The sequence below is a fragment of the Janibacter sp. CFPM2_SD2 genome, assembly GCF_057364645.1.
In genome coordinates this window covers 1-25,486 of sequence record NZ_JBNFOF010000022.1, presented here as the reverse complement: position 1 = coordinate 25,486, position 25,486 = coordinate 1, and the positions used below count along the sequence as shown (strand labels likewise).

Below are 25,486 nucleotides of genomic sequence, written 5' to 3'. Positions count from 1 at the left end.
CGCCGAGGCCCCACCACCCCGAGCTGCCCCCGTGGCGCCCCGCGTCAGGTCGGCTCCGTCGCCTCCCTCGACGAGGTCCTCTTCGGCCCCAGCCGGGTCGCCGACGGCACGACCAACCTCATCGGCGCCCTGCGTCGCGCCATGGCGACCACGGGCTACACCGAGGTCAAGGAGCTGCAGCGCATCGAGGTCGTCGTCGCCCCGCACCAGCCGAGCTGACCGGGGTGGTCTGACGCTCCCTGAGGAGCTTGCGCAGCAAGCGTCTCGAAGGGCGCGTGCGGACCGGGTTCGCATTTCCTTAAGGTCGTGCGGCCTTCGAGACCCTGACGTTGCTCCGTACTCTGAGCCGCATGCCGGCGATGGGCGGAACGTCGGGCGCGATGACTGCGTACGCCGTTGCTCCGTACGGTGAGCGCGGCTCAGAGCACGGAGCAACGGCGAAGCGCTGGCCGCGGCCGGGTGTGCTGGGTGGGGTGAGCGCGGACCGTTGTACGGAGCAACGGCGTAGGGCGCGGCGCCGACCGAGGGCGCTGGCGGGGGAGATGCGGTTCGTCGTACGGAGCAACGGCGTCGTGGCGTGGCGTCGGCCCGGGCGGCCTCCGTCTCGGGGACCGGGGTGGCGTGCGTCTCGCCCACGGGCCACCTCTGGCGGGTCGGGGGGCCCCCGGTTACCGTGGGGTAATGACCTCGGAGATCATCGCTGACCCTGACCTCGACCCCACCGCCACATATGCGGTCGACCCGGGGCGGGCCCGGCGGCTGGCGAGCAGGGTGGTCGCGTCGCCGACGGCCGAGACCTTCACCCGGACCTCGCCGATGACCGGGGGTCCGATCGCGGTGCTGCCGCAGTCCACCGTGCAGGACGTCTCCCGTGCCATGACCGCGGCCCGGGCCGCGCAGCCGCGGTGGGCGGCGACCTCCCACGAGGAGCGACGCCGGATCTTCCTGCGCTACCACGACCTCGTGCTGGCGAAGCAGGTCGAGCTGCTCGACCTCGTCCAGATCGAGTCGGGCAAGGTGCGCAAGCAGGCCTTCGAAGAGGTCATCGACGTCGCGCTCGCGTCGCGCTACTACGCCCGCACCGCGGAGTCGCACCTGCGCCGCCGCAAGGTCGCCGGCGCCTACCCGGTGCTCACCCAGACCCGCGTCGACCACCTGCCCAAGGGCGTCGTCGGCGTCGTCTCCCCGTGGAACTACCCGCTGAGCCTGGCCATCAGCGACGCCATCCCCGCGCTCATGGCGGGCAATGCCGTCGTCCTGCGCCCCGACCAGCAGGGCTCGGTCACCGCGCTGGCCGCCGTCGAGCTGCTCGCCGAGGCCGGCCTGCCCGAGGGTGTCCTGCAGGTCGTGCTCGGTCCGGGTCAGGAGGCCGGCCAGGCGGTCGTCGACACCGCCGACTACGTCTGCTACACCGGCTCGACCCCGACCGGCCGCCGCGTCGCCGTGTCCGCGGCCGAGCGCCTCGTCTCCTTCAGCCTCGAGCTCGGCGGCAAGAACTCCGTCTACATCGCCGACGACGCGACCTCGACGCGCGGTCGAGGGCGCCGTGCGCGCGTGCTTCTCCAGCGCCGGTCAGCTGTGCATCTCCACCGAGCGCGTCCTCGTCCACGATGCGATCGCCGACGAGTTCGTCCCGCGCTTCGTCGCGGCGGTCGACGCGATGACGATCGGCACCGGGCTCGAGTTCGGCTACGACATGGGCTCGCTCGTCAGTCAGAGCCAGCTCGACACCGTCACCCGGCACGTCGAGGACGCGGTGGCGAAGGGGGCGACCGTCCTCGCCGGTGGTCGGCACCGACCCGACATCGGGCCCTATGTCTACGAGCCGACCGTCCTCGAGGGCGTCACCGCCGCGATGGAGTGCCGTGACGACGAGACCTTCGGCCCGCTTGTGGCGGTCTACCGCGTCGCCGACGACGACGAGGCCGTGCGTTTGGCCAACGACACCTCCTACGGGCTCAACTCCTCGGTCTGGACCAAGGACGTGGCCCGTGGCCGGCGCATCGCCCAGCGGATCAAGACCGGCACGGTCAACATCAACGAGTGCTACGCCGCCGCGTGGGGCTCGATGGGTGCCCCGATGGGCGGCATGAAGGACTCCGGCATGGGGCGCCGCCACGGCGCCGAGGGGATCCTCAAGTACACGGAGGCGCAGACCGTCGCGGCGCAGTACCTCCTGCCCATCGCCCCGGCACTGGGCATGAGCGACAAGACCTATGCCAAGGCCCTGACGGCCGGGCTGAAGCTGATGAAGATGGCAGGGATGAAGTGAACGCAGAGCTGACCACCGACACCGACGTCCTGGTCATCGGATCCGGTTTCGGAGGCTCGGTCGCCGCCCTTCGTCTTGCGGAGAAGGGATATCGGGTGACGGTCCTCGAGGCCGGCCGGCGCTTCGCCGACGAGGACTTCGCCGAGACCAGCTGGGACCTGAAGAACTTCCTGTGGGCCCCGAAGGCGGGGATGTACGGCATCCAGCGCATTCACATGCTCAAGGACGTGATGATCCTCGCCGGCGCGGGCGTCGGCGGTGGCTCGCTCAACTACGCCAACACCCTCTACGTGCCGCCGGAGGTCTTCTTCCGTGACCGGCAGTGGGGGCACATCACCGACTGGCAGGCCGAGCTGCTCCCGCACTACGACATGGCGAGCACGATGCTCGGCGTCGTCACCAACCCGTGCGAGAGCGTCGTCGAGGACGCGATGCGTGACGCGGCGCAGGAGATGGGTGTCGCGGACACCTTCCGCAAGACGCCCGTCGGCGTGCTCTTCGGCGCCGACGACTCCGCCGAGGAGCAGGGCCGCACCGTTGCCGACCCCTACTTCGGCGGGGCCGGACCGGCGCGCACGACGTGCACCGAGTGCGGCAACTGCATGGTCGGCTGCCGGGTCGGCGCCAAGAACACCCTGATGAAGAACTACCTCGCGCTCGCCGAGGGCCTCGGCGTGCAGATCGTGCCGATGCGCACGGTCACCCGCGTGGGTGTCGTGCCCGGCACCGAAGGGTTCGACGAGGTCTATCGGGTTCGCCACGAGGCCACGGATGCGTTGGGGGACAAGAGCGCTCGCGTGACCACGGCGCGCAAGGTCGTCGTCGCCGCCGGCACCTGGGGCACGCAGAACCTCCTCCACGAGATGAAGGCCGACGGTGAGCTGCCGGCGATCAGCGACTTCCTCGGTCAGCTGACGCGGACCAACTCCGAGGCACTCGTCGGGGCGCTCGCCGACAGCCCGCCGGAGGGGGAGCACGACCTGACGAAGGGCGTGGCCATCACCTCCTCCTTCCACCCCGATGCGGACACGCACATCGAAAACGTGCGCTACGGGCGCGGCTCGGACGCGATGGGGCTGCTCACGACCCTGCTCGCGCCCCCGCGCACCGGCCGCGCGCCGCGCTGGGCCAAGCTGCTCGCCGACCTGCCGCGCAACCTGCCGGCGCTCAAGGCGTGGTTCCCGCCGGGGACCCACTTCGCCGACAGCACGGTCATCGGCCTGGTCATGCAGTCGCTCGACAACTCGCTGACGACCTACTTGGCGACCGGGCCGGGTGGACGCCGCCGCTTGACGTCGAAGCAGGGCCACGGCGAGGAGAACCCGACCTACATCGCGTCAGGGCACGAGGGCATCCGGGTCCTGGCCGCCAAGCTGGCCGAGCGGATCGGGCGCCCCTTCTACCCGGGAGGCACGTGGAGCGAGGCCTTCGACATCCCGCTCACCGCGCACTTCCTCGGTGGGGCCCCCATCAGCGACTCGCCGGCCACCGGCGTCATCGACCCCTACCACCGTCTCTGGGGCCACCCGGGCATCAGCGTCGTCGACGGCTCGGCCGTCTCGGCGAACCTCGGGGTCAACCCCTCGCTGACGATCACCGCGCAGGCCGAGCGTGCCTTCTCCCTGTGGCCCAACGTCGGTGACGCCGACGTGCGCCCCGCGCAGGGCGACGCCTACCGCCGGCTCGACCCGGTGGCGGCCGAGACGCCCGCGGTCCGCGAGTTCACCCACACGAGCTCGAAGGTGTCGCTGCCCATGCCGGCCGTGCGGGGTGCGTGAGCGGGGCGCCCAGATCGCTCACGTAGCCTGACCGGGTGCTCCGGACCGCCCTTCGACCCCGCTGGCTGGGGCTGCTCGTGGTGGCGCTGGCCCTCGTGGTCCTGGGCATCGTCGCCGGTCGGTGGCAGTGGTCCGTCGCCCACGACGTGGCCAGGGCGACGCGGTCCGTGAGGTGCAGGAGCGGCCGGTGCGGCCGCTCGCGGACGTCATGGCGCCGCACGAGTCCTTCCCCGACGAGGGGTCGGGCCAGCGGGTCACGGCGACCGGCCGCTACGCCGGCGAGCCGCTCGTCGTCGTCGACCGGCGCTACGAGGGGCAGGCCGTCGACTGGGTCCTCGACCGCTTCGTCGTCGAGGGCACCGGGGCCAACCTTGCCGTCGTCCGGGGCTTCGTGCCGACGGGGGAGGCCCCCCCTTCGGCTCCGCGGGGAACCATCGACCTCGTCGGCTCGTTGGCGCCACCGGAGGCCCCCGACGAGACCGGGGGCATCGAGGACGGACGGCTGACGTCCGTCGACATCGCCCAGCTGGTCAACGAGTGGCCGGGCGAGATGTACAACGGCTTCGCCTTCGCGGTCACCGAGGACGGTGGCGCGACGGCCGAGGACCTCGAGCGGGTGCCGCCGCCGCTGCCGGACACCTCGCTGCAGTTCCGCAACGTGATGTACGCCTTCCAGTGGTGGATGTTCGCGGTCTTCGCGGTGTGGATGTGGGTGAAGATGGTGCGCCAGGAGCGCGCCGGGAGCAGGCGGGCGAGCCCGCCAGGGAGTTGGAGGAGTCGACGTGAGCGACGAGACGCAGAGCCAGACGCCGAGCCCGGGCAGGGACGCCCCCAGCGCCGACCCGCGGGCCATCGCGACCGCCCTGGGCGCCTTCCGGGTGACGGCGATCCTCGCCGGTCTGGCGATGTTCGTCCTCATCGTCGAGATGGTGCTCAAGTACGGCATGGGCAACGACGCGCTCTCGTGGTGGTCGCCGGTCCACGGCCTGATCTTCATGGTCTTCGCCGTCGCGACGGCCAACCTCGGCTTCAAGGTCGGCTGGTCCGTCGGCCGCATGATCCTCACCCTGCTGCTCGCGTGCATCCCCTTCGTCGCCTTCGTGGAGGAGCGTCGGGTCGTCCGCGAGGTCACGCCGCTCACCACCTGAGGTTGACGAAGGGGGAGTGCCCTCGCCCCGGTAGCCTGTGCGCGTGACGGAATCCCTGAAGACCTCCCCGGTCCTTGTCGTCGACTACGGCGCCCAGTACGCCCAGCTCATCGCCCGCCGCGTGCGCGAGGCGAAGATCTACAGCGAGGTCGTGCCGCACACGATGCCGGTCGCCGAGATCCTCGCCAAGGAGCCGGCCGCCGTCATCCTCTCCGGTGGCCCCTCGTCGGTCTACGCCGAGGACGCCCCCTCGCTCGACGTCACGCTGCTCGAGGCCGGGGTCCCGGTCTTCGGCATGTGCTACGGCTTCCAGGCGATGGTCCAGGCGCTCGGCGGCACCGTCGAGCGGACCGGGCTGCGCGAGTACGGCTCGACCCGCGCGCAGGTGAGCGACCGGGAGTCCACCCTCTTCAACGGCCAGCCCGCCGAGCAGTCGGTGTGGATGAGCCACGGCGACTCGGTGACCGAGGCCCCCGAGGGCATGCGGGTCACCGCGAGCACCTCCGGCGCGCCCGTCGCGGCCTTCGAGGACGACGAGCGTCGCCTCTACGGCGTGCAGTGGCACCCCGAGGTGCTGCACTCGACCTTCGGCCAGCCGGTGCTCGAGAACTTCCTCGTCCGCGGCGCCGGGCTGAGCCCCGACTGGACCGCGGACAACGTCATCGACGAGCAGGTCGAGCTCATCCGCGAGACCGTCGGCGAGGACCGCGTGCTCTGCGCGCTCTCCGGGGGTGTCGACTCCTCCGTCGCGGCCGCGCTCGTCCAGCGCGCCGTGGGCGAGCAGCTCACCTGCGTCTTCGTCGACCACGGTCTGCTGCGGCAGGGCGAGGCCGAGCAGGTCGAGGAGGAGTTCGTCGCGGCGACGGGGGTCAAGCTCGTCGTCGTCGACGCCAAGGAGCGCTTCCTCGGCGCTCTCGCCGGAGTCACCGACCCCGAGGAGAAGCGCAAGATCATCGGTCGCGAGTTCATCCGCGTCTTCGAGCAGGCGGCCCGCGACGTCGTCGGCGAGGGCGACGAGTCCGGTCACCCCGTCAAGTGGCTCGTCCAGGGCACGCTCTACCCGGACGTCGTCGAGTCCGGCGGCGGCACCGGGGCGGCCAACATCAAGAGCCACCACAACGTCGGCGGTCTGCCCGACGACCTGCAGTTCAAGCTCATCGAGCCGCTGCGCGCGCTCTTCAAGGACGAGGTCCGGCAGGTCGGGCGCGAGCTCGGCGTCCCCGACCCGATCGTCGACCGCCAGCCCTTCCCCGGGCCGGGCCTGGGCATCCGGATCATCGGCGAGGTCACCGAGACCAACCTCGACATCCTGCGCCGCGCCGACGCGATCGCCCGCGAGGAACTCACCGCAGCCGGCCTCGACAAGGAGATCTGGCAGTGCCCGGTCGTCCTGCTCGCCGACGTCCGCTCGGTCGGCGTCCAGGGTGACGGCCGCACCTACGGCCACCCGATCGTGCTGCGGCCGGTCTCGTCGGAGGACGCGATGACCGCCGACTGGACCCGCGTCCCCGGCGACGTCCTCGCCCAGATCTCGACGCGGATCACCAACGAGGTCGAAGAGGTCAACCGGGTCGTGCTCGACGTGACGAGCAAGCCGCCGGGCACCATCGAGTGGGAGTGACCCTCCCTTCGTCCGTCAGGAGCCGAGGAGAGCGCCGCCGAGGCCGCACGCGCAGATGAGCAGCACGGTGGCGACGATGATCGCGATCATCACGCCCAGCCCCTTGCGGGACTGCTGCACGTGCCCGATGGAGCCGGTCGTGAACTGGTGCCACGGCACGGCGTAGTAGCCCGGCACCGTCGTGCCCTGCTGCACGTCGACCTCCATCGAGGCCTGCCCGTAGCGCCGCATCCACTGGGTGTGCACGTCGACGCGGTGCCGCCCCGGGCGAAGGGGGAAGAAGTTGGGTCCGAAGGTGGCCGGCACGACGTAGCCGTCGATCTGGACCGTCGGCGTCAGCCCCGCGGTGAAGCCGTTGCCCTGCAGCGTGAGCAGCAGCGCCCCGTGACCCGGCGGCGGCTGCATGAAGCTCGCCTGCGGGCCGGAGACCGGCATGACGGGCTGCTGGCCGTGGGGCTGGTGCGGGGGAGGAGGCATCGTCATGGGGCCGATGCTCGCCCATGAGCCGGACGGGCGCCAGTCGGGTCCACGGGCGCTGGTTACGCTGGCCGGGTGAGCAGCAAGTCGGCGATGCGCGTCCTCGAGTGGCTCCTGCGACGGGTCATCGTGGGGCCACCGCTCAAGGCATGGCTGCGGCTCGAGGTCGAGGGCGCCGAACACGTGCCCGAGACCGGTCCGGTGATCATCGCGAGCAACCACCTGAGCTTCGTCGACTCGATGGTCATCCCGCTCGCGGCCGGGCGCAAGGTCGGCTTCCTCGGCAAGGCCGAGTACGTCACCGGCACCGGGGTCAAGGGCTGGCTGAGCCGGCTGTGGTTCGGCGAGTTCGGCGGCATGATCCCCGTCGACCGCGACGACGCGCGGGCGGCCGCACGCTCCATCGAGGTCGCCGAGGAGCATCTGGCGGGCGGTGGCGCCTTCGGCATCTACCCCGAGGGCACGCGCAGCCGCGACGGGCGCCTGCACAAGGGGCACACCGGCGTCGGACGCCTGGCGGTCGCCTCCGGTGCCCCGGTCGTGCCATGCGCGCTCGTGGGCACCGACAAGGCGCAGCCGATCGACGCCCGGGGCATCCGCCCGCACCGGGTGACCGTGCGCTTCGCCCCGCCGGTCGACGTCGCCGCCCTCGAGGCGCAGTATGTCAAGGGCAAGCTGCTGCGCGCGATCACCGACGAGGTGATGGATGCGATCGCCGAGCGCTCACCCCAGGAGCGCTCGGCCGACTTCGCCGACCGGTCCGCCTGAGCTGTCGCCGGATCGAGACCGGCGTGCCATCGACACGTCGATGGCCCCCCTAGCCTTGATCGATGGGCATCGTGGGGAGATGGCTGTCGGCGGGGCTCGCGTCCGTCATCGGTGTGGCGCTGACGGGGTGCGGCAGCGACGTGGGCGGCGGCGGTGGATCCGAGTGCGCACCGGCTGCGGCGCTGGCGGTCAGCCCGCACTCCGTCGACTCCTCGTCCCGCTACATCGACGGCAGCCTCCCGTCGATGCTCGGTCTGTCGCGCTCCGCGGTCGTCGGCACGGTCTCTGCTGCGGCCGTCGACGACGAGGACGGCCGGGGCCTGCGGGACGGCCGGGTCGCGTTGAGCGACACCAGCGTGGTCTGGCGCAACCCCGCGACCCGCACCGCGCCTCCGGACGGGGAGGTCGTGGCCGACTACCTCGCGACGAGCAGCGACGACGAGAGCGCCCGGATCTGCACCGGTGACCGGGTGCTCGTCCTGCTGACCCAGCCGGAGCGCGCGACGGCCGACCCGCCGGTCCACCTCGCCCAGGTCGCCTACCCCCTCGTCGACGGCGAGATCACCGCCCATGAGGGTGGGGCCGACGCGCCGACTGCGCTCGCCGGGATCGCCGAGGGGGACCTCGGAGCGGCCCTCACGAAGGCCGAGGCCGACATCCCCGACCCTCTCTCCAAGGTCATCGACCTGCCGATGGACGAGCGACTGGTCGAGCTGGACACAGCGGAGGCTTCGTCGTCGGGCTGACCCGGCTGGGTACGCTGACCCGGTGCTGAAGACCGCAGTCGCCGCATTTGCCGGCAAGGCCGCCCGCCGCGCCGCCCGCCTCCGAGGCGGCGGGTCCGGAGGTTCCGCCCTGCCGGGCCTCGTCGCCGAGAAGATCGACCCGGGTTTCCTCGCGCACGCGCTCGCCGATGTGCCGGGCGGGATCGTCGTCGTGTCGGGCACCAACGGCAAGACGACGACGACCAAGATGCTCGTCGCGCTCCTGCGGGCCCACGGCCAGACGGTCTTCACCAACCCCACGGGCAGCAACTTCACCCGCGGCGTGATCTCCGCGCTCCTCGCCGAGCCGCTCCAGCGGGGCAGGCTCCGGGCCGACATCGCCGTGCTCGAGCTCGACGAGGCGCACGCTCTCCACTTCGCCCGGGCCGTCGCGCCGACGCACGCGCTGCTGCTCAACGTCGCGCGCGACCAGCTCGACCGCTTCGCCGAGATCGACCACACCGCAGGCCTGCTCACGCAGCTCGCCGGCATGACGACGCAGGGTGTCGTGCTCAACCGCGACGACCCCTTCGTCAACCGCATCGCCACGACCGTCGGGCCCGGCATGGACATCGCGTGGTTCGGCCTCGACGCCTCGATCGCCGACCGCCTCGGCGAGCTGCAGGAGCACGACTCCCGCGGCGGCGACGCCTGGCAGCCGCCGGCGCTCACCGCCCGCGACGGCCCTCCTGCGGCCGGTGCGACGAGCAGCAGCTGAGTGTCGTCTTCGGTGAGCAGGGCGAAGGGGGGACCGTCGGCCCCGTCGAGCTGCGCCAGCGTGGCCTTGCCGCGATGATCAACGCCACGGCCGCGACGGCCACGGCCCGCACGCTCCTCGGCGACGGCTTCCGCACCGAGGCCGCCGAGCAGGCACTGCGGACGGTGGCACCCCCCTTCGGCCGGGGTGAGGTCGTCGACGCCGACGGGACCCCGCTCGAGCTCGTCCTCGTCAAGAACCCCGCGGGGTTCACCGTCGCCCTCGGCACCTACGGCTCCACGCCCGTCGCCACGATGGTCGCGATCAACGACGACTACGCCGACGGCCGCGACGTGTCCTGGCTCTACGACGTGAGCTTCGAGTCCTTGCGGGACAAGGGAGTTGCCGTCACCAGTGGCGTGCGCGGCTGGGACATGGCGCTGCGGCTGCAGTACGACGACGTGCCGGTGGCGACGACCGAGGTCGACCTGGCCGCAGCCCTCGAGCGCTTCCTCGCCGACCACCGCGACGAGCCGAAGCGCATCTTCTGCACCTACACCGCGATGCTCGCGCTGCGCCGCATGCTCGGCGAGCGCTACGACCTGCCCGAGATGGGCGTCGACGCGGACGAGACCCAGGGAGCCCAGCGATGAGTGCAGCCGACCTCGACGTCCCGATCCTCGGTGAGCCGAGCGGGTCCGCGCTGCCCGCCGACCCGGGTGCCGAGGGCAAGGGCGAGATCCACCTCGTCCACCTCTACCCGCGCGAGATGAGCATCTACGGCGACCTGGGCAACACCCGCTGCCTGGCCGCGCGCATCCGCCGGCACGGCTACGTGCCCGTCGTCCACCAGCACCACCCGGGGCAGGACTTCCCCGAGCAGGCGCACCTCGTCGTCGGCGGCGGTGGCCAGGACTCGGGGCAGTCCAAGGTCGAGGAGGACCTCGAGCGGATCGGCGACCGGCTGCGCTCGCTCGCCGCCGGCGCACCCCGATGCTCATGATCTGCGGCATGTACCAGCTCTTCGGCAAGGCCTTCGTCACCGTGCAGGGGGAGCGGCTGCCCGGCCTGGGCATCCTCGACGTCACCACCCAGGGCAACGAGAAGCGGATGATCGGCCCGATCGTGCTGAGCACCGACCACGGTGACGTGGTGGGCTACGAAAACCACTCGGGCTCGACGACGCTCGGGGCGGGGCAGGCCCCCTTCGGCCGGGTGCGGCACGGCATGGGCAACAACGGCACCGACGGCACCGAGGGTGCCGTCACCGGCCACGTCATCGGCTCCTACCTCCACGGGCCGATCCTCCCGGCGAACCCGCGCCTGGCCGATGCGCTCATCGGGTGGGCGGCGGAGCTGGCGACCGGACGGGACTTCGAGCCGGCGTCGCTCGACGACGAGGTGGCGCGGCAGGCGCACTCGCGTCAGGTGCGCCGACTCGTCGGCTGAGCGTCGCCGCCCCGGCCGCGGCGCTGCGCTCAGCGTCCGTCGCGGCGCGCTCGTCAGCGCTCGCCTTGGGCATCACGCTCCACGCGACCCAGCCGAGGGCGCCGAGGGGGATCTCCATGAAGTGCGTGAAGATCGAGAAGAGCACGACCCCGGCCATCGACGCGGCGGGGTCGGCGCCCCACGCGACGAGGGCGGCGGCGGTGCCGGTCTCGGTGACGCCGAGCCCGCCGGGGGTCACGCCGACGGCGGTGAGCAGCCGGCCGATCGCATAGGCCGCGAAGAGCTGGCCGAAGGGCAGCTCGATGCCGGTCGTCTGCGTGCACAGCAGGAAGAGCACGTAGTAGAGGCCGAAGAACCCGACCATCCCGAGCGTCATCTGCAGCCAGCCGGTGCGCACGGTCGCGGCGGTGCGGGCCCGCAGCCCCGACAGGCCGTCCTCGACGGAGCTGCCGTGGCCACGGCGCACGAGCCGGACCAACCGGTCGATGCCGCGACCGAGCTGCCGGGCGCCCCGGTCGGTGCCGATGGCCACGGCGAAGAGCACGATGACCGCCGTGCCGGAGAGCACTGCGGCCCAGGCGGCTTCGCGCATCGCAGGCGGCAGATCGGTTGCGCCCCAGGCGAGTCCGACGACGGCGATGATCGGGAGTGCGACGCGGGCGAGGACATTCCACACCCCGGTGACGACGGCCATGGTCGTGACGCTCGCTGCCGAAAATCCCCAGGACTTGGCGATCGAGTAGGTCGCGGCGAGCCCGACGGCGCCGCCGCCGGGCAGCAGGTTGGACACCGACGACCCGCAGACGTTGAGGATGAGGGCGCGCAGGTGGCTCAGTCCCTGCATGGCCCCCGTCATGACGAAGGTGTAGCAGTACAGCCCGGCGACGACGAGACCCATGAAGAGCGCGGCCTTCCACGCCGGCACGGTGCGCAGGACGTGCCACACCTCGCTCCACGAGGTCTTGGCGAAGTACGGCAGCCCCCACCACAGCATCGCGACGGCCAGCCCCAGGCCGAGGGTCACCTGCAGCCCCCGGACGAAGGGGGAGGTCCGCTGGGTCGCCGGGGTGGGGTCGTGGTCGGCCGGCTCGGTCGTGGCGGTCATGCCAGCCCCGCGAAGACGTCGGTGGCCGCCGTGCCGGGCGCGGCGTCGGGGTCGACGAACCACTCGCGCCCGAAGACGAGGTCGTAGAGCGGGCGGGGGATGCGCACGAGCATCCCGAGGGTGCGGTCGCCGCCGCCGGAGTCGGCGGCCTGGCTCGCGTGGGCGCGCATCGACGCGCGCTTGGCCTTCGCGAAGCGCCGGACCGGGATGCGGTGGGTGATCTCGGCCGACGAGGAGAAGGCGCGGTCGAAGCTGCTGCGGTCGAACTCGGGCGGGAACCGGTAGACCTTCGCGACCAGGTCGATGGCGCGGCAGATGAGTCGCGGGGGACGGTCGCCCACAGCACCCGCACCGGCAGGCCGCGCTCGCGGGCCAGCTCGGCGGCCCGGGCGCCGACCTCGTGGACGCGCACGTGGTCGCGGTGGCCGTAGCCGCCGTGCGGGTCGTAGGTCGTCAGCACGTCGGCGCGCTCCTCGACGAGCACGTCGGCCAGGGTGGTGGCTGCGTCCTCCACCGGCACGCGGACGAAGCGTCGGCCACCCGGCGGGTCGGGCCACACCTCGGGGCCGCTGCCGCTGTCGGCGTGGCCGAGCTCGACCGTGCGGGCGACGCCGAGCGCGCGGGCGCTCGCGGCCAGCTCCCAGCTGCGGGTGGCGGCGAGGGCATCTCCCTTCGTGCCGAAGGCGCTCTCGTCGGTGAGCCCGAGCGCGCCGTCCGTGGCGACGACGAGGACGACGCGATGACCCTCGGCCGCAGCGCGCGCCATCGTGCCGGCGGTGAGCAGCGCCTCGTCGTCGGGGTGCGCGTGGAAGACGACGAGGGTGCGGGCTGCGGAGTCCATCGGTGAAACCCTCCCATACCGCCCCGTGGCACCCTTGGACGCGTGAAGGTGGCCCTGCTCTCCGACTGCTACCCGCCGCGCACCGGCGGCATCGAGTCCCAGGTCGGGGACCTCGCGGCGCAGCTGGTGGCCGCCGGGCACGAGGTCGAGGTCTTCACCGCGACGGCGGCGACGCCCGTTGGTAGAGGTGCGAGGCCGCCCGCGGCCGAAGCCTCGAGACCCGACGGGGTGCAGGTGCACCGGCTGGACACCCCGCTCGCGCTGGGCCTGCCGGTCAACCCCCTCGCGCCACCGGAGGCGCGCCGGTTGCTCGCCGCAGGGGGCTTCGACGTGGCGCACGTGCACATGGGGGTCGTCTCTCCCTTCGCCTGGGACATGGCCGGCCTGACCACCGACCTCGGTCTGCCGACGGCCCTGACCTGGCACTGCGTTCCTCGACCGGCCGCGCGGCCACTCGGCCCGATGATCCGGCGCTGGGCGGATCAGGGCGCGGTGCTCTCGGCGGTGTCCGGCTTCGCTGCGGAGGGTGTGCGACGGGCGGCGAAGGGGGAGCCCGTCGCCGTGCTCCCCAACGGCATCGACCCCAGCCTGTGGGCACCCCCGCTGGTCTGGATCCCACGTTCCGCGTGGGCGGTGCGAGCGCCAGCGAGCCTCGAGACCCACTCCGTCCGCCTCGTCACCGCCACCCGCCTCGCCCCCCGCAAGCGAGTCGGCGCACTGCTCTCCGTCGTCGCCGCCGCCCGTGGTCGACTCGGTCCGGGAGCCATGACCCTCGACGTCTACGGCGAAGGACCGCTGCGGCCGTGGCTGGAGGCTCGGGTGAGTGCGCTCGGGCTCGACGACGTCGTGCGCCTGCGTGGCCGCGTCACCCGCCCCGAGCTCGCGGCCGCCTGGCGCGAGGCGCACGCCTACCTCTCGCCGACGCGGCTCGAGGCCTTCGGGATCGCCGCGCTCGAAGCACGCACTGCGGGGCTGCCGGTCATCGCGCGCGCCGACTCCGGGGTGCGCGAGGTGGTCACCAACGGGGTCTCGGGGCTGCTCGCCCCCGACGACGCCGGGCTCGCCGACGCGCTCGTGCGGCTCGTCGCCGACGACACCCTGCGCACCCGGATCGCCGCGCACAACCGACGCGTCCCGCCCGCCCAGACCTGGGACCGCGTCGTCGCGCTCGCGGTCGACGAGTACCGACGGGCCGGCGCATGAGCGTCGTGGTCGTGGCCGACGGCCCGGACGGCGAGGTCGGGCGCTGGCGCTCGGGCACGGGCAGGACCGGCCGACCTGCTCGCCGCACACGGGTGGGCGGGGGAGCTGACGGGCAGCGGCCTCGTGGGCGACGACGTCGAGGTGCACTGGCGGGTGGCCGCGCTGCCCGGGCCGGTGTCTCCGCCGACCGTCGTGACAGGCCGCCCCGGCGCCACGGTCCTGCAGCGGCTCGCCGCCTATGCCCTCGTCGTCGACGAGGGGCGGCTGCTCATGTCGCAGCTCGCCGACTGGGTGGGCGGCGCCGGCGGGCTGTGGACGCTGCCCGGCGGTGGCGTCGACCCGGGTGAGTCCCCGGTCGACGGCGTTGTGCGCGAGGTGCACGAGGAAGCCGGGCAGCACGTCGTCGTCGACGAGCTCGTGCAGGTGCAGTCGCGTCACTGGGTGGGCGACGTGTCGGCCGGGGAGCGGCACGAGGACTTCCACGCCGTGCGCCTGATCCACCGGGCGACGTGTCCGCGACCGACACCCGCGCACGTCTCGAGGTCGACGGCTCGACGGGTGCTGCCGCATGGGTCCCGCTGGGCGAGGTCGGGCGACTGCCACTCGCCGAGATGGTCCGGCTGGCCTGGCCGCACGTGCCGGGCGGCGACTCCTACCCGTTGTAGGAGACGGCCGTCAGGTCCCCTACCCTTGGGCCCATGGACGCCCTGCACCTCATCCTCTACATCCTCCACATGCTCGCCATGCTGGCGATCGTCGTCGGCCCGGCCGTCGCCGGCCGCGGTCACCTCGTCCAGGTGTGGGGTGCGCGCCTCCAGCTGCTCATCGGGCTGGGTCTCACCGGTCTGGCCGAGGCGGGCGACGATCCGGTCAACCACGCGAAGATCGGCACCAAGCTCGTCATCATGATCGCCGTCCTCGCCTGCGCCGAGATCGGCAACGCCAAGGCCAAGCGTGGCGAGGCCGCCGCGATCAAGCTCGCCTGGGGCGCCGCCGGCCTGGCGGTCGTCAACGCCGCCATCGCCTTCCTCTGGTAGTCGCCGCGCCTGGCCGACCGCGTGTCGTCCTGCAGTTCGGCCTCCGGACCGCTCAGGATCCTCATGTCCTCGTCATGCGATGAGTGAACTGCAGGACGACACGCGCTGTCGCACGACCCAGGCGATGACCTCTCGCACCCAGTCGGGCTTGAACATCACTGCTCCCAGGCAAACCGGAGCACGACCCAGCCCGCGAGGATCATCTCGTCGTAGCGCCAGCAGTCTCTGCGCACGTCCTCACGCTTCTTGTGGAACTCGTGGCTGTCGGCCTCGAGCGCGACGCGGGTCACTGGGTCGCCCACGTCGGCGTGCAGGGTCCTCCCGTCCCGCAGGGTGATCGGCACCTGGGGGACCCAGCCGCGGTCGTCGGCCTGGACCGCCAGTCCACGCAGCCCTGACTCGAAGGGGTTGACGGCCTTGGCCGACGCGAGGTCGAGCACCCGGCGGGCCGCAACGCGTCCCGTGCGGGGCAGGTCCGCGTCCTTCAGCTGGCGTGGACTGACCAGCCTTGACCGCAGCGCCGAGTCCGCGACAGCCAGAGCCTCTGGGAGGTCGAGGTCGCGGGCGCAGTCGACGACCGTACGCAGCGGGGTGGTCACGCGCACCCCCAGATCATCGGGCGTGAGTGGCCTGAAGCGCAGCGCCACGTCCTCGGGCGCGCTGATGCCGCGGTCCCGCCGCGTGACCATCTCCGGTCTCGTCGGTGCGTGGAGCACACCCAGACCGTGGTGCAGAGCAGCGGACCGGTGACTGAGGTGCACCCCGAGCTCGGCAGCGCGGTGGTGGTCACCGTCGAGCGGCAGCCCGTAGACGCCGCGGCGGTGTCGGACGACGACACCCTCCTCCAGCGCTCTCTGCAGAGCCCAGGGTGTGGTCGCCTCGAGGATCTCGGCGCGGGTGGCGCTGCCGCCGCGCTGGGCCACGAGCAGTGGGATGACTGACATCACCCAAGGCTGGCGCAGACCGCCCGAGTGGCCGCGGGAGTTTCCACAGGGCCACGTCAGGGGACGAGGATGACCTTGCCCGTCGTCTGCCGTCCCTCGAGCGCGCGGTAGGCCTCGGCGGCCTCGGCGAAGGGGTAGGCGTGGTGGATCGCGATTTCGAGCCGCCCGGCGGCGATGTCGGCGAAGACCTCACGCCCGCGCATCAGCAGCTCGTCGCGCTCGACGATGTAGTGGGCCAGCGTCGGTCGGGTGACGAAGAGCGAGCCGCCCGAGTTGAGCCGTTGCAGGTCGACGGGGGGCACCTGCCCCGACGCCGCGCCGAAGAGCACGAGCGTGCCCCGGAGGCGCAGAGAGGCCAGCGACGCGTCGAAGGTCGCCTGGCCCACCCCGTCGTAGACGACGTCGACACCCGCGTCGGCCCCCAGCCGGCGTGCGGCGGCGGCGATGTCGGCGGCGAGGTCCTCGCTGCGGGCGTAGTTGATGACCTCGGAGGCGCCCCGGGAGCGAGCGATCTCGAGCTTGGTGTCCGACCCCGCCGTCGCGATGACGGTGCCGCCGCGGTTCGTGATCATCTGCGTCAGCAACTGCCCGACGCCACCGGCCGCGGCGTGCACGACGGCGACGGTGCCCTCCTCGACGCGCACGCAGTCGGTGACGAGCGCGTGCGCGGTCATGCCCTGCAGCGTTGCGGCACAAGCGGTCTCGAGGTCGACGTCGTCGGGCACGGGTAGCAGTCGTGTGGAGTCGGCGAGGACGAGCTCGGCGTGCAGGCCCGAGGTCATCGACCAGGCGACCCGGTCGCCGACGGCCACCGATGCGCCCTTGCCGACCGCGCGCACCGTGCCCGCCGCCTCGAAGCCCGCGACGTACGGCGGCTCGGTCGGGTAGATCCCCTGGCGCTGGTAGACGTCGATGAAGTTGACGCCACCGGCGGCCACCTCGACGAGCGCTTCGCCCGGCCCAGGCTCGGGCACCTCCCGCTCCTCGAGGGCGAGGACCTCGGGTCCTCCGTGGCGGGTGACGACGAGTGCGCGCATGGTGGCCATGACCCCAGCGTAGGACCGCCCCGGTCGCTGCCCTTCGAGACGCTCGCCCGCTGCGCGGACTCGCTCCTCAGGACCCGGGTCGCTCTGCGAGCGTCTCGAAGGGTCAGAGCGACCCGATGACCTCGTCGAGCATCGCCTCGGTGAGCCGGCCGGTCTGGGTGTTGTGCTGGCTCACGTGGTAGCAGCCGACGAGCTCCACCACGCGTCCCTCGGGCGTGCGCAGCACGCGCGGGCGCCGTGGCCGAACTTCGGCTTCGGCCGCGGCACCTCCCACCCGGCATGCCGCACCCCGGCGATGGTCGCGTCCCACCCGATCGCACCCAGGCACATGATCGAGCGGACGAAGGGAGCGCTCCTCGCCAGATCGGCGTCGAGCCACGGTGCGCACGTCTGCCTCTCAGCGGTCGTGGGCTTGTTCTGCGGGGGAGCGCACCGCACGGGCGCCATGATCCGCACGCCGTCGAGGGTCAGGCCGTCCCCGGCCGCCCACGACTCGGGCTGGCTGGCGTAGCCGGCCCGGTGCAGCGCGGCGAAGAGCCAGTCACCCGACCGGTCACCGGTGAAGTTGCGGCCCGTCCTGTTGGCCCCGTGCGCCGCAGGCGCGAGCCCCACGACCACGACCGGGGCATCGGGCGGGCCGAGCGCCGGCACCGGTCGCCCCCAGTAGGGCTGGTCGGCGAAGGCCGCGCGCTTGCTCGTCGCCACCTCCTCGCGCCACGCGACGAGACGGGGGCAGGCGCGGCAGACCGAGATCCGCGCGTCGAGCTCCTGGTTGGCCGCTCCCTTCGCCAGTCGTCGCACCTGAGCAGCCGTGCGGGCCACGGGCGTCTCCGCGCTCGCGAGGTCGTCCGGCCAGCCGGCCCCGGGCTCCACCGGCGAGGCGAAGGGAGTCCCCGTCACCGGGTGCGGCAGCAGCGGGTCGTCGGTCATCGGTCTGCGATCTCGGTGGTGCGGTTTTGCCGGGTGTGGAGGACCCTGACGACGAGGATGTCGCGGGTGCTCTCGACCCGGCAGAACACACCGAAGGGGAAGGCGCGCAACCTGGCGCGGCGAAGACCGCGCATCCCATCGACGGGCGGGGCTCCCGACGGAAACATCAGGATGCGCTCGAACGCGACGTCGACGTCCGCCAAGAATCGGTCTCGGAGGGGCGCGCTGACATCGGCGTAGTGGTCACGGGCACGCAGCAGGTCGTCGGCGGCATGTTGCGTGAGGTGGATCGTCACGGACTGGAGTGCAGCTGCTCGCGGACAGCCTCCCAGTCGTGAACGGCTGCGGGGTCGTCGCGGTGGGCCTCGAGCGCCTCCAGCAGGCGGCGGCGCTCCTCGTCACTCGGGTGGTAGACGGGTTCGCCGAAGTGCGTGCGCAGTGCCTCCTGGACGACCTCTGATCGGCTCCGATGCTCGATCGAGCGGGCCCGCTCGACCACGTCGTAGAGCTCGTCCGGCAGGGTCACGGTCACCTTGCGCATCATCGACGCCACCTCCTGGGTATGACGAAATCATACCGAGCGCCACCTGCTCTGGCAGGGTGGAGTCATGGCCATCGACGAGCACCTCGCCACCCGCGTCCGGTCGGACCTCACCGACCGCGGCATCGAGTGGCAGGAGAAGCGGATGTTCGGCTCCCTGATCTTCATGGTCGGCGGGTCGATCCTCGTCGGGGTGCGCGGCGGGGGAGGGCTGCTCGCGCGCGTCGACCCTGCTGAGAGCGCGGACCTGCTCGCCGATGCCGGCCCGCTCTACGCGCAGGTCGCCGACATGGGCGGCAAGGACATGGGCCCGAGCTGGTTGGACGTGCACCCCGACGCCGTGGCGGACGAGGCCGGCTTGACCCACTGGATCGATGCCTGCCTGCGACGCGGGGATTAGGCGCGCGCGCGATCAGTCGCCGGGGTCCGCCGGGCCCTCGTGCCCCGCGGCCTCGTCACGCTCGGCCCGCTCGAGCAGCGGCGTCAGGTCGTGCGCGATGTCGTCGATGCTCGCGTGCAGGTCGCCGACCCGCGCGAAGCGCGCTGGCACGGTCGCGATCGTGCAGTCCTGCGGCTCGACGTCGGCGATCTCGTCCCAGGTGATCGGCGTCGACACCGTCCCGCGCGCGTTGCCTCGCACCGAGTAGGCGGCCGCGATCGTGTGGTCGCGGGCATTTTGGTTGTAGTCGACGAAGACCGCCGCCGGGTCGCGGTCCTTGCGCCACCACGTCGTCGTCACGTCCTGCGGCGCACGCCGCTCGACCTCACGGGCGAAGGCGAGCGCCGCCCTTCGCACGTCGGCGAACTCCCACCGCGGCTCGACCCGCACGTAGACGTGCAGACCGGACCCGCCGCTCGTCTTGGGGTATCCGACGACACCGAGCTCGTCGAGGACCTCGTGGACGACGCCGGCCACCCGCCGCACCCGGTCGAAGGGAGCATCCGGCATGGGGTCGAGGTCGATCCGCCACTCGTCGGGCCGGTCGACGTCGGCGCGGCGGACATTCCACGGGTGCAGCTCGACGGTGCTCATCTGCACCGCCCAGATGATCGCGCCGAGCTCCGTCGGGCACAGCTCGTCGGCGTGCAGGTCGTACCGCGGGAAGTGCAGCCGCACCGTCTCGACCCAGTCGGGCGCGCCCTTCGGCAGCCGCTTCTGGTGGACCTTGGCGCCGCTCACGCCCTTGGGAAACCGGTGCAGCATCGTCGGCCGCTCGCGCAGCGCCCGCAGGATCCCGTCGCCGACGGCGAGGTAGTAGTGCGCGAGGTCGAGCTTGGTCTCGCCCCGCTCGGGGAAGTAGACCCGGTCGGGGGAGGAGATGCGCACGTCGCGCCCCCCGACGTCGAGGTGGACGTCGTCGCCGTGCTCGCCGCGGGCCATGCCCCGACAGTACTCACGACGGTCCCTGAGGAGGTCGCGCAGCGACCGTCTCGAAGGGACCCGCCTACCCGATGAGCGCGCCCGCCGGCCGGTCCGTGACGACCGTCGGCACCCAGTAGCGCCGCTTGCCGACCCGCGAGTCCTCGTAGACCCCGCCGGCGCCCTCGATCGTGGCCCGGGAGGCGACGTTGTCCTCGTCGCACGTGATGAGCACCCGCTCGTGGCCCATCTCGGCGGCGAGCTCCAGGACCTGGCGAAGGGCGGTGCTCGCGTGCCCCTGCCGCCGCGCCGAGGGGCGCACCGAGTAGCCGATGTGCCCGCCCTGCTCGAGGAGGAAGTCGGTCAGCTCGTGGCGGAAGGAGATCGACCCGAGATAGGTGTCGCCCTCGACGATCCACAGATAGGTGCACGGGACGAAGTGCGCCGGGCGCGGCGTCTCCGGCAGCTCGTCGGCGCGGCGGGCCTGCACGAGGCGGCGGAACTCCTCGGGGTCCTCGAGCCCCTCACGGGTGAAGTCGTGGCCGGCGAAGCCGGTGGTCGGGTCGGCGGCCAGCTCGAGCATGCCGTCGCCGTCACGGTGCGCCCCGTCGAACTCGTCGAGAGCCTCGAGGTAGGAGCGCTGGTAGCGGGCGTCGGGTCGCACGATCTGGGTCATGACGGACACCCTAGGCCGACCAATCTCCCACTATGTGAATAGGAGTTTGACGCGAGGAGTGCGCACGTGGTGGGCTCTCGGCATGGACCTCTCGACGCACACCTGGACCCCCTTCGCCGGGGTGCGTCGCCTGCACCTGGACCTCGCGCTCCACCTCGGTGCCCTCTGTCGCTGCTGCGCCTGACCGCAGCCCGCAGACCACCGCACAGAGAGCCGACCCATGTACACGACCCAGTCCACCCCTGTCCGCCCGACGCCCGGCGTCGAGGCCTTCACCCCCGTCCAGCTGCTGCGCCTGACCCAGCTCTTCGCCTCCGACCCGGCCCTGCCCGACACCCTCGGGCCCGACCCCGACCGCCCCGGCGAACGCACCTGGCGGCTGCTCGCCGACAGCCCGCCGCCTGCAGGTCTGGCTCATCCGGTGGCCCGTCGGCGCCGGCACCGGCTGGCACGACCACGGCGGCGCGCGAGGCGGGTTCACCGTCGTGCGCGGCACCCTGACCGAGCACACCCGTGAGCGGTCCGTCGAGGCCTCCGAGCTGCACGAAGGGGGGGCCGCGCCTTCGGCGGCAGCCACCTCCACGACGTCACCAACCTCGGTCGCGAGGTGGCCGTCTCGGTCCACGCCTACAGCCCGACGCTGGCGCAGATGACCCACTACGACCTCGTCGACGGCGTACTGCGGCCCTCCGGCGTCGAGCCGCGACAGGCGTGGTGAGCGAGATGGCGGCCCAGCACGACGGCATCGACGCCCTCCTCGCCGACGCCCGCTCCCGGCTGACCCGCGTCTCCCCGGTGCAGGCCTGGCGGGAGGTGCGTGACGGCACCGCCCGCCTCGTCGACATCCGTCCGGCGGCGCAACGGCAGGTCGAAGGGGAGGTCGCCAGCGTCCTCGACCCGTGGGTCATCGAGCGCAATGTCCTCGAGTGGCGGCTCGACCCGCGGCAGGAGGCGTCCCTGCCGGGCGTCACCCTCGGTGACCGCGTCATCGTCATCTGCCAGGAGGGCTACACCTCGTCGCTGGCGGCGGACTCCCTGCGCTCCATCGGGATCGAGCTGGCGACGGATGTCGTCGGTGGCTTCGCCGCGTGGCGCGAGCTCGGGCTACCGGTCGCCCGGCTGCGCGCCGCCTGACCCGCGGTCAGGGTGTCGCCGGGTCGACCGGTGTCGGGTAGGCGCCCTCGGGCACCGGGGCGGCCACCTCCGGTGCCCGCAAGGTGCGCACCTCCCGCGAGAGCAGGGCGAGCAGGCACGAGACGAGGATGATCGCCGCGCACACGAGCAGGGCGGTGTGCGCGCCGAGGTGGACCGCCGCCGGTCCGGCGAGCAGCACCCCGACGGGGCCGAAGAGCATCGACCCGAAGGCGTCGTAGGAGGCCACCCGCGAGAGGGCCTCGGCGGGGACCTCCCGCTGCATCGTCGTCTGCCACAGGACGGTGAAGGTGTCCATGCCCAGGCCCATCGCGAAGCCGGCGACCACGACGAGTGCCAGCGGCGCGCCCAGCCCGAGGAGGAGGTAGGGCAGGGCCGTGAGCGAGGTGAGCAGCACGCCGACGAGGATCGGGCGACGGGGCCGCAGGCGCAGGGCCACGAGCACCCCGACGAGCATGCCGATCGCCTCGCCGGTGAGGATCGCCGACCACGCACCGGCCCCGCCGAGCTCGGCCTCGGCGACCACCGGGCCGAGGACGGTGTGGGCGCCCTGCCAGGCAAGGATGAGCAGGGCGAACTGCGCGACGACCACCCACAGCCACTCGCGGGAGGAGAACTCGACCCACCCCTCCTGCAGCTCGGCGAGGACGGAGGTCCCCCCTTCGCGTCCGGGGCGTGGGGTCGAGCCGATGCGCCAGGCGAAGGTGGCGGCAGCGGCGTACACGGCGGCGGCCGTGACGAGCGCCCAGCCGGGGCCGATGAGGACGACGACCGCGCCCGCGGCGACGAGCCCGCCGACCCGAGCGACGTTGGCGCCCACCGCGAGCAGCGCATTGGCCGACTGCAGCCGGTCGGGCGGGGCGACCTCGGGGATGATGCCGGACAGCACCGGCCACACGACCGCGCCGGCGAGACCGGTGAGCACGGCGAAGGCGCACACGAGCGGGATCGGCGCCCACCCGAGCAGCAGCATCGTCCCGATCCCCAGCCACGCGACGAGCGAGAGGCACTCGCCGGTGAACATCACGAGCCGCCGCGGGTAGCGGTCGGCGACGACCCCGCCGAGGAGCAGGCCGAGCACGTGCGGGATCGCCTCCGAGGCGACGACGAGCGAGAGCGTCCCCGCGTCGGCGCCGGGGAGACGCAGGATGCCGAAGGCCAGCGCCACCGGCGCGAAGGCGAGCCCGAGCACCGACAGGGTGCGCGCGGCGAAGAGCGCCGCGAAGCGCCGCTCCCGCAGCAGGCTCAGGTCCTCGCGCATCCCGCTCACCGGCGCAAGATACTCCGCATCACCTCCGCTCCCGGCTTCCGGGGAGGCCGGGTGACGCGCTGCCGAAGTCCTCCGTTCTCCTGTGGTGGCGTCGTCGTCCACGACTTCGGCTTGATGCCGCGTCACCCGACCTCCCCGTCCGCGGGGCCTGTCACCGCGGCGACGTACGCTGGAGGGCGAGATGAGCAGCCTCTTCGACGACCTCCCTGATGCCCTGCCCGGTGACTGGACCGCGGACGTGACCGATGCCGGGGTGCCGGCGTGGGCGATGTCCGAGGAGGGGCCCACCCGGGCCGCTCACAGCGCACACAAGCGGCCCCCGGAGCGCGACCCCGAGGAACTCGTGGCGGGGCTCAACCCCGCCCAGCGCGAGGCCGTCCTGCACGAGGGCGGCCCCCTGCTCATCGTCGCGCGCCGGCTGCGGGCAAGACCCGGGTGCTCACCCACCGCATCGCCTACCTGCTCGCCGCCCGCGGCGCGCAGCCGGGGCAGATCCTCGCGATCACCTTCACCAACAAGGCCGCCGCGGAGATGCGCGAGCGAGTCGAGGACCTCGTCGGGCCGCGGGCGAAGGCGATGTGGGTCATGACCTTCCACTCGGCGTGCGTGCGCATCCTGCGCCGCGAGGCGACGAAGGTCGGCATGAAGAGCAGCTTCTCGATCTACGACGCGGCCGACAGCCAGCGGCTCATCGCGCTCGTCATGCGCGACCTCGACCTCGACCCCAAGCGCTTCCCGCCGCGGGCCATGGGCCATCGGATCAGCAATCTCAAGAACGAGCTCGTCGACGAGGAGGAGTACGCCCGCCGGGTCTCGGCCGACGAGGACGCGCAGCAGCCGGGTGGCACCCACCAGGACCAGACGCTGTCGCAGGTCTACACCGAGTACCAGCGGCGGCTGCGCCAGGCCAACGCGCTCGACTTCGACGACATCATCATGACGACGGTGCACGTCCTGCAGGCCTTCCCCGACGTGGCCGAGCACTACCGGCGCCGCTTCCGGCACGTGCTCGTCGACGAGTACCAGGACACCAACCACGCGCAGTACCAGCTCGTGCGCGAGCTCGTCGGCGGGGCGGACGGCCAGGCGCAGGGCGAGCACGCCGTCGAGCCGAGCGAGCTTGTCGTCGTCGGCGACGCCGACCAGTCGATCTACGCCTTCCGCGGGGCCTCGATCCGCAACATCATCGAGTTCGAGGAGGACTACCCCGACGCGCGCTCGATCCTCCTCGAGCAGAACTACCGCTCGACCCAGACGATCCTCACCGCGGCCAATGCCGTCATCGAGCGCAACGAGTCGCGCCGCAAGAAGAACCTGTGGACCGAGTCCGGCTCCGGCGAGCCGATCATCGGCTACGTCGGGGACAACGAGCACGACGAGGCCTCCTTCATCGCCAAGACGATCGACGAGCTCCACGACGAGCACGGCGTGCGGCCCGGCGACGTCGCCGTCTTCTACCGGACCAACGCGCAGTCTCGCGCCATCGAGGAGGTCTTCGTCCGGGTCGGTCTGCCCTACAAGGTCGTCGGTGGCACCCGCTTCTACGAGCGAAGGGAGGTCAAGGACGCCCTGGCCTACCTGCACGTCGTCGCCAACCCCGCCGACACCGTCAACCTGCGCCGGATCATCAACGTCCCCAAGCGGGGTATCGGTGACCGGGCCCAGGCCGCCGTGGCCCAGCTCGCCGACCGTGAGCGCATCCCCTTCGTGGCCGCCCTCGGCCGCGTCGAGGACGCGCCCGGCATCGCGACCCGCTCCGTGACGGCCGTGCGCGGCTTCACCTCCCTCCTGGAGGGCCTGCGCGAGCTGCAGGAGGAGGGGGCCGGCATCGGCGACCTGCTCGCCGCGGTCCTCGAACGCACCGGCTACGTCGCCGAGCTGCAGGCCAGTCGTGACCCGCAGGATGAGACCCGCCTGGAGAACCTGCAGGAGCTCGTCGGGGTCGCCCGCGAGTTCGACGCGACGCGGGAGGCGACCGGCGAGGTCATCAGTCTCGACGACTTCCTCGAGCAGGTGAGCCTCGTGGCCGACGCCGACGAGATCCCCGACGACGAGGCCGACGACCAGGGCGTCGTCACCCTCATGACCCTCCACACGGCCAAGGGCCTGGAGTTCCCCGTCGTCTTCCTCACCGGCATGGAGGACGGCACCTTCCCGCACCAGCGCAGCCTGGGCAAGGAGAGCGAGCTCGAGGAGGAGCGGCGGCTGGCCTATGTCGGCATCACCCGCGCCCGCGAGCGGCTGCACCTGTCGCGGGCCGCGGTGCGCAGCGCCTTCGGCGCGCCGCAGTACAACCCCGCGTCACGCTTCCTCGACGAGATCCCCGAGCACCTCCTGCGGTGGGAGCGCACCGGTCCGCCGGTCGGCCCGACCCGCTCGACGCGCACCCCCGGCCGTCGCCCGCCTC

Annotated in this window: 25 protein-coding genes and 9 pseudogenes; 22 read left to right on the top strand and 12 right to left on the bottom strand. The window is 72.5% G+C overall.

Annotation, left to right across the window (positions count from 1 at the left end; translation table 11 throughout):
* The 7 genes and pseudogenes from AC2W7J_RS03880 to guaA all read left to right on the top strand — a co-directional run.
* Positions 1-219: pseudogene (locus tag AC2W7J_RS03880) on the top strand (GuaB3 family IMP dehydrogenase-related protein); the annotation flags it as partial.
* Positions 220-681: 462 nt separating this feature from the next.
* Positions 682-1,461 (top strand): annotated as a pseudogene (locus AC2W7J_RS03875) (aldehyde dehydrogenase family protein); the annotation flags it as partial.
* A gap of 85 nt (positions 1,462-1,546) precedes the next feature.
* Positions 1,547-2,272 (top strand): aldehyde dehydrogenase family protein, encoded by a 726-nt coding sequence (locus AC2W7J_RS03870; protein WP_485981503.1) that lies wholly within the window; start codon positions 1,547-1,549, stop codon positions 2,270-2,272.
* A complete protein-coding gene (locus AC2W7J_RS03865; protein ID WP_485981502.1) occupies positions 2,269-4,050 on the top strand; it encodes an FAD-dependent oxidoreductase in 1,782 nt (593 codons plus the stop codon). The genes AC2W7J_RS03870 and AC2W7J_RS03865 overlap by 4 nt, the downstream gene beginning before the upstream one ends.
* 121 nt (positions 4,051-4,171) lie before the next feature.
* A pseudogene (locus tag AC2W7J_RS03860) lies at positions 4,172-4,732 on the top strand (SURF1 family protein); the annotation flags it as partial.
* 100 nt (positions 4,733-4,832) lie between these two features.
* Complete coding sequence (locus AC2W7J_RS03855) at positions 4,833-5,198, top strand: DUF3817 domain-containing protein (protein WP_485981501.1); 366 nt, start codon at positions 4,833-4,835, stop codon at positions 5,196-5,198.
* A gap of 43 nt (positions 5,199-5,241) precedes the next feature.
* Positions 5,242-6,819 (top strand): glutamine-hydrolyzing GMP synthase, encoded by a 1,578-nt coding sequence (gene guaA / locus AC2W7J_RS03850; protein WP_485981500.1) that lies wholly within the window; start codon positions 5,242-5,244, stop codon positions 6,817-6,819.
* A gap of 15 nt (positions 6,820-6,834) precedes the next feature.
* On the opposite strand, the gene AC2W7J_RS03845 is transcribed toward guaA, so the two are convergent.
* Positions 6,835-7,302, bottom strand: a complete 468-nt coding sequence (locus tag AC2W7J_RS03845; RefSeq protein ID WP_485981499.1) for a hypothetical protein — start codon at positions 7,300-7,302, stop codon at positions 6,835-6,837.
* A gap of 69 nt (positions 7,303-7,371) precedes the next feature.
* Between AC2W7J_RS03845 and AC2W7J_RS03840 the strand changes: the two genes are divergently transcribed.
* The 6 genes from AC2W7J_RS03840 (at position 7,372) to AC2W7J_RS03815 (ending at position 10,974) form a co-directional block, all read left to right on the top strand.
* Entirely contained in the window at positions 7,372-8,064 is a 693-nt protein-coding gene (locus AC2W7J_RS03840; RefSeq protein ID WP_485981498.1) for a lysophospholipid acyltransferase family protein, read from the top strand.
* A gap of 62 nt (positions 8,065-8,126) precedes the next feature.
* A complete protein-coding gene (locus tag AC2W7J_RS03835; protein WP_485981497.1) occupies positions 8,127-8,810 on the top strand; it encodes a hypothetical protein in 684 nt (227 codons plus the stop codon).
* Positions 8,811-8,832: 22 nt separating this feature from the next.
* The gene (locus tag AC2W7J_RS03830) at positions 8,833-9,546 is read left to right on the top strand and encodes a Mur ligase family protein (protein WP_485981496.1); all 714 of its coding nucleotides are present in this window, start codon (positions 8,833-8,835) and stop codon (positions 9,544-9,546) included.
* A gap of 74 nt (positions 9,547-9,620) precedes the next feature.
* On the top strand, positions 9,621-10,178 hold the full coding sequence (locus tag AC2W7J_RS03825) for a DUF1727 domain-containing protein (RefSeq protein ID WP_485981495.1): 558 nt from the start codon (positions 9,621-9,623) through the stop codon (positions 10,176-10,178).
* Positions 10,175-10,528 carry a hypothetical protein gene (locus AC2W7J_RS03820; RefSeq protein WP_485981494.1) on the top strand — a complete coding sequence of 118 codons (354 nt, stop codon included), beginning with the start codon at positions 10,175-10,177 and terminating at the stop codon, positions 10,526-10,528. The genes AC2W7J_RS03825 and AC2W7J_RS03820 overlap by 4 nt, the downstream gene beginning before the upstream one ends.
* A gap of 8 nt (positions 10,529-10,536) precedes the next feature.
* Positions 10,537-10,974 carry a type 1 glutamine amidotransferase gene (locus tag AC2W7J_RS03815; RefSeq protein ID WP_485981493.1) on the top strand — a complete coding sequence of 146 codons (438 nt, stop codon included), beginning with the start codon at positions 10,537-10,539 and terminating at the stop codon, positions 10,972-10,974.
* On the opposite strand, the gene AC2W7J_RS03810 is transcribed toward AC2W7J_RS03815, so the two are convergent.
* The 3 genes and pseudogenes from AC2W7J_RS03810 to AC2W7J_RS03800 all read right to left on the bottom strand — a co-directional run.
* The gene (locus AC2W7J_RS03810) at positions 10,862-12,079 is read right to left on the bottom strand and encodes a lysylphosphatidylglycerol synthase transmembrane domain-containing protein (protein ID WP_485981492.1); all 1,218 of its coding nucleotides are present in this window, start codon (positions 12,077-12,079) and stop codon (positions 10,862-10,864) included. The genes AC2W7J_RS03815 and AC2W7J_RS03810 overlap by 113 nt on opposite strands.
* Complete coding sequence (locus AC2W7J_RS03805) at positions 12,076-12,420, bottom strand: hypothetical protein (RefSeq protein WP_485981491.1); 345 nt, start codon at positions 12,418-12,420, stop codon at positions 12,076-12,078. The genes AC2W7J_RS03810 and AC2W7J_RS03805 overlap by 4 nt, the downstream gene beginning before the upstream one ends.
* 101 nt (positions 12,421-12,521) lie before the next feature.
* Positions 12,522-12,845 (bottom strand): annotated as a pseudogene (locus AC2W7J_RS03800) (PIG-L deacetylase family protein); the annotation flags it as partial.
* Positions 12,846-12,962: 117 nt separating this feature from the next.
* Here AC2W7J_RS03800 and AC2W7J_RS03795 point away from each other — a divergent pair.
* The 4 genes and pseudogenes from AC2W7J_RS03795 to AC2W7J_RS03780 all read left to right on the top strand — a co-directional run bounded on the left by AC2W7J_RS03795 (position 12,963) and on the right by AC2W7J_RS03780 (position 15,160).
* Positions 12,963-14,123, top strand: coding sequence for a glycosyltransferase family 4 protein (locus AC2W7J_RS03795; protein WP_485981490.1), 1,161 nt, complete (start codon positions 12,963-12,965; stop codon positions 14,121-14,123).
* Positions 14,124-14,393: 270 nt separating this feature from the next.
* Positions 14,394-14,525 (top strand): annotated as a pseudogene (locus tag AC2W7J_RS03790) (NUDIX hydrolase); the annotation flags it as partial.
* 107 nt (positions 14,526-14,632) lie between these two features.
* The gene (locus tag AC2W7J_RS03785) at positions 14,633-14,788 is read left to right on the top strand and encodes a hypothetical protein (protein ID WP_485981505.1); all 156 of its coding nucleotides are present in this window, start codon (positions 14,633-14,635) and stop codon (positions 14,786-14,788) included.
* 33 nt (positions 14,789-14,821) lie between these two features.
* A complete protein-coding gene (locus AC2W7J_RS03780; RefSeq protein WP_485981489.1) occupies positions 14,822-15,160 on the top strand; it encodes a hypothetical protein in 339 nt (112 codons plus the stop codon).
* Positions 15,161-15,315: 155 nt separating this feature from the next.
* Here the strand turns inward: AC2W7J_RS03780 and AC2W7J_RS03775 are convergent, their stop codons facing one another.
* From AC2W7J_RS03775 to AC2W7J_RS03755, 5 genes and pseudogenes are all read right to left on the bottom strand, one after another.
* A complete protein-coding gene (locus AC2W7J_RS03775; protein WP_485981488.1) occupies positions 15,316-16,104 on the bottom strand; it encodes a type IV toxin-antitoxin system AbiEi family antitoxin domain-containing protein in 789 nt (262 codons plus the stop codon).
* Between the two features lie 56 nt (positions 16,105-16,160).
* A complete protein-coding gene (locus tag AC2W7J_RS03770; RefSeq protein ID WP_485981487.1) occupies positions 16,161-17,150 on the bottom strand; it encodes a quinone oxidoreductase family protein in 990 nt (329 codons plus the stop codon).
* A 103-nt stretch (positions 17,151-17,253) separates the two neighbouring features.
* Positions 17,254-18,080, bottom strand: a pseudogene (locus AC2W7J_RS03765) (uracil-DNA glycosylase).
* Positions 18,077-18,376 (bottom strand): type II toxin-antitoxin system RelE/ParE family toxin, encoded by a 300-nt coding sequence (locus tag AC2W7J_RS03760; protein WP_485981486.1) that lies wholly within the window; start codon positions 18,374-18,376, stop codon positions 18,077-18,079. The pseudogene AC2W7J_RS03765 and the gene AC2W7J_RS03760 overlap by 4 nt, the downstream one beginning before the upstream one ends.
* Positions 18,373-18,624, bottom strand: coding sequence for a ribbon-helix-helix protein, CopG family (locus AC2W7J_RS03755; protein ID WP_485981485.1), 252 nt, complete (start codon positions 18,622-18,624; stop codon positions 18,373-18,375). The genes AC2W7J_RS03760 and AC2W7J_RS03755 overlap by 4 nt, the downstream gene beginning before the upstream one ends.
* A 64-nt stretch (positions 18,625-18,688) precedes the next feature.
* On the opposite strand from AC2W7J_RS03755, the gene AC2W7J_RS03750 reads away from it, so the two are divergent.
* Positions 18,689-19,021, top strand: a complete 333-nt coding sequence (locus AC2W7J_RS03750; RefSeq protein WP_485981484.1) for a TfoX/Sxy family protein — start codon at positions 18,689-18,691, stop codon at positions 19,019-19,021.
* A 12-nt stretch (positions 19,022-19,033) separates the two neighbouring features.
* On the opposite strand, the gene ligD is transcribed toward AC2W7J_RS03750, so the two are convergent.
* Both ligD and AC2W7J_RS03740 read right to left on the bottom strand, forming a co-directional pair.
* Complete coding sequence (gene ligD / locus AC2W7J_RS03745) at positions 19,034-20,002, bottom strand: non-homologous end-joining DNA ligase (RefSeq protein ID WP_485981483.1); 969 nt, start codon at positions 20,000-20,002, stop codon at positions 19,034-19,036.
* A 64-nt stretch (positions 20,003-20,066) separates the two neighbouring features.
* Complete coding sequence (locus AC2W7J_RS03740; protein ID WP_485981482.1) at positions 20,067-20,657, bottom strand: GNAT family N-acetyltransferase; 591 nt, start codon at positions 20,655-20,657, stop codon at positions 20,067-20,069.
* A 401-nt stretch (positions 20,658-21,058) separates the two neighbouring features.
* On the opposite strand from AC2W7J_RS03740, the pseudogene AC2W7J_RS03735 reads away from it, so the two are divergent.
* The 3 genes and pseudogenes from AC2W7J_RS03735 to AC2W7J_RS03725 all read left to right on the top strand — a co-directional run.
* Positions 21,059-21,118 (top strand): annotated as a pseudogene (locus AC2W7J_RS03735) (cysteine dioxygenase); the annotation flags it as partial.
* Positions 21,119-21,213: 95 nt separating this feature from the next.
* Positions 21,214-21,375: pseudogene (locus AC2W7J_RS03730) on the top strand (cysteine dioxygenase); the annotation flags it as partial.
* A gap of 5 nt (positions 21,376-21,380) precedes the next feature.
* Entirely contained in the window at positions 21,381-21,791 is a 411-nt protein-coding gene (locus AC2W7J_RS03725) for a rhodanese-like domain-containing protein (RefSeq protein WP_255184141.1), read from the top strand.
* A gap of 7 nt (positions 21,792-21,798) precedes the next feature.
* Here AC2W7J_RS03725 and AC2W7J_RS03720 read toward each other — a convergent pair whose 3' ends face one another.
* Positions 21,799-23,070: an MFS transporter gene (locus tag AC2W7J_RS03720; RefSeq protein WP_485981504.1), complete on the bottom strand. Its 1,272-nt coding sequence runs from the start codon at positions 23,068-23,070 to the stop codon at positions 21,799-21,801.
* 190 nt (positions 23,071-23,260) lie between these two features.
* Between AC2W7J_RS03720 and pcrA the strand changes: the two are divergent.
* Positions 23,261-25,486: pseudogene (gene pcrA / locus AC2W7J_RS03715) on the top strand (DNA helicase PcrA); the annotation flags it as partial.

Bases quoted from the DNA above. Each gene is read 5' to 3' on its own strand.
- AC2W7J_RS03815 (WP_485981493.1), top strand. From the start codon at position 10,537: ATGTACCAGCTCTTCGGCAAGGCCTTCGTCACCGTGCAGGGGGAGCGG.
- ligD (WP_485981483.1), bottom strand. From the start codon at position 20,002: ATGGCCCGCGGCGAGCACGGCGACGACGTCCACCTCGACGTCGGGGGG.
- AC2W7J_RS03780 (WP_485981489.1), top strand. From the start codon at position 14,822: ATGGACGCCCTGCACCTCATCCTCTACATCCTCCACATGCTCGCCATG.
- AC2W7J_RS03720 (WP_485981504.1), bottom strand. From the start codon at position 23,070: ATGCGCGAGGACCTGAGCCTGCTGCGGGAGCGGCGCTTCGCGGCGCTC.
- AC2W7J_RS03810 (WP_485981492.1), bottom strand. From the start codon at position 12,079: ATGACCGCCACGACCGAGCCGGCCGACCACGACCCCACCCCGGCGACC.
- AC2W7J_RS03740 (WP_485981482.1), bottom strand. From the start codon at position 20,657: ATGACCCAGATCGTGCGACCCGACGCCCGCTACCAGCGCTCCTACCTC.
- AC2W7J_RS03750 (WP_485981484.1), top strand. From the start codon at position 18,689: ATGGCCATCGACGAGCACCTCGCCACCCGCGTCCGGTCGGACCTCACC.
- AC2W7J_RS03820 (WP_485981494.1), top strand. From the start codon at position 10,175: ATGAGTGCAGCCGACCTCGACGTCCCGATCCTCGGTGAGCCGAGCGGG.
- AC2W7J_RS03755 (WP_485981485.1), bottom strand. From the start codon at position 18,624: ATGATGCGCAAGGTGACCGTGACCCTGCCGGACGAGCTCTACGACGTG.
- AC2W7J_RS03845 (WP_485981499.1), bottom strand. From the start codon at position 7,302: ATGACGATGCCTCCTCCCCCGCACCAGCCCCACGGCCAGCAGCCCGTC.
- AC2W7J_RS03825 (WP_485981495.1), top strand. From the start codon at position 9,621: ATGATCAACGCCACGGCCGCGACGGCCACGGCCCGCACGCTCCTCGGC.
- AC2W7J_RS03835 (WP_485981497.1), top strand. From the start codon at position 8,127: ATGGGCATCGTGGGGAGATGGCTGTCGGCGGGGCTCGCGTCCGTCATC.
- AC2W7J_RS03725 (WP_255184141.1), top strand. From the start codon at position 21,381: ATGGCGGCCCAGCACGACGGCATCGACGCCCTCCTCGCCGACGCCCGC.
- AC2W7J_RS03770 (WP_485981487.1), bottom strand. From the start codon at position 17,150: ATGGCCACCATGCGCGCACTCGTCGTCACCCGCCACGGAGGACCCGAG.
- AC2W7J_RS03775 (WP_485981488.1), bottom strand. From the start codon at position 16,104: ATGTCAGTCATCCCACTGCTCGTGGCCCAGCGCGGCGGCAGCGCCACC.